Below are 1,606 nucleotides of genomic sequence, written 5' to 3'. Positions count from 1 at the left end.
GCGGCCCTTCAGCTCCACCGACGCGCGGCCCGCCATGTCCGAGACCAGCATCCGCATGTCGTTGCCGACCAGCGCGGGGTCGATGTGCTGGTACAGCATCGGGTCGACCTTGATCGCGCTCGCGTGCAGGCCGGCCTTGTGGGCGAAGGCGGACAGGCCGACGTAGGGCTGGTGAGTGTCCGGCGCGACGTTGGTGACCTCGCTGATCTGGTGCGCGATCCTGGCCATCTCCACCAGGCCGGCGTCCGGGACGACCTGGCGGCCCTTCTTCAGCTGCAGGCCGGCTACCACGCTGAACAGGTTGGCGTTGCCGGCCCGCTCGCCGTACCCGTTCGCGGTGCCCTGCACGTGCGTGACGCCGGCGTCGACCGCGATCAGGGTGTTGGCCACGCCGCAGGCGGTGTCGTCGTGGCAGTGGATACCCAGCCGGGCCTGCGTGCGGCCGCGGACGGCGGTGACGACGTCGCCGAGCTCGTTCGGCATCATGCCGCCGTTGGTGTCGCACAGCGCGACCAGATCGGCGCCGGCCCGCATGGCCGTGCCGACCACTTCCAGGGCGTAGTCCGGGTTGGACCGGTAGCCGTCGAAGAAGTGCTCGGCGTCGAGAAAGACCCGCTGCCCGTTCTCGCGCAGGTGGGAGACCGTGTCCGCGATCATCGCGAGGTTCTCCTCCAGCGTGGTCCGCAGAGCAAGAAGGACGTGCCGGTCGTGACTCTTGGCGACAAGGGTCACGACCGGCGCGCCCGATTCGCGCAGCGCGGCGACTTGGGTGTCGTCGGCCGCCTTCACGCCGGGCCGGCGGGTCGCGCCGAACGCGGCGAGCTGCGCGTGCTTGAGGTCCAGTTCGGTGGCGGCGCGGCGGAAGAACTCGGTGTCCTTCGGGATCGCGCCGGGCCAGCCGCCCTCGATAAAGCCGACACCGAGCTCGTCTAGCTGCCGCGCGATGACGAGCTTGTCGGCCACGCTGAGGTTCAGGCCCTCCTGCTGGGCGCCATCGCGCAAGGTCGTGTCGTAGACGTGAAAGGTGTCGTCGAGCATCGGATTGTCTCCTGGGATTGGTTGTGGGCCGCGCAAACAAAAAGACCCCTCGCGAGTACGCGAGAGGTCTGCGCGCCGACGTCCGGGACCTTGTCCCGGCGCTAGGGCTGCTGCCCTAGGTGCCGACGCGCCAGCCGATAATGATGCGGCCTGACGTCACGGTGACAGTCTGCCATACCCGTTCGGTAGTTGGCTTATCTATCTCACCATCCGAGACGCGAGCCGGATCCCGCCCGAAGCCAGCCGGCGCGCCGCGGGCGAGTGAGCGCGGGTCTCGCGCTAGCAGACCTTATGGATCCAGCCGAACGGGTCGGGCTTGTGGCCGTACTGGATGGCGACTAGCTCCTCGCGCAGGCGCATGGTCACCGGGCCGGGCTCGCCGCCCGCGACCGTCCACGCCGCGGTTTCGCTCTTGACCCGGCCGACGGGGGTGATGACCGCCGCGGTGCCGCAGGCGAACACCTCGGTCAGCTCGCCGGCCGCGCACTCCGCCTGCCACTGGTCGGTGGTGATCGGTTCTTCGACCGCCTTGACGCCGAGCTGCGGCGCCAGCTTGAGCAGCGAGTCG

At 69.6% G+C, this 1,606-nt stretch carries 1 protein-coding gene and 1 pseudogene; both read right to left on the bottom strand.

The features are described 5' to 3' along the window. Window positions 1–1,038, bottom strand: a 1,038-nt coding sequence (locus VGO10_RS15665; RefSeq protein WP_349258951.1) for a homocitrate synthase/isopropylmalate synthase family protein, incomplete at its 3' end; no start/stop codon positions are given. Window positions 1,039–1,317: 279 nt separating this feature from the next. Continuing rightward, a pseudogene (locus VGO10_RS15660) lies at window positions 1,318–1,606 on the bottom strand (branched chain amino acid aminotransferase); the annotation flags it as partial.

The organism is Baekduia sp. (assembly GCF_035996765.1).
In the GTDB taxonomy this organism is placed as follows: domain Bacteria; phylum Actinomycetota; class Thermoleophilia; order Solirubrobacterales; family Solirubrobacteraceae; genus Baekduia.
The sequence above is the reverse complement of the archived record's forward strand: the minus strand, read 5'-3'. Positions and strand labels throughout refer to the sequence as shown.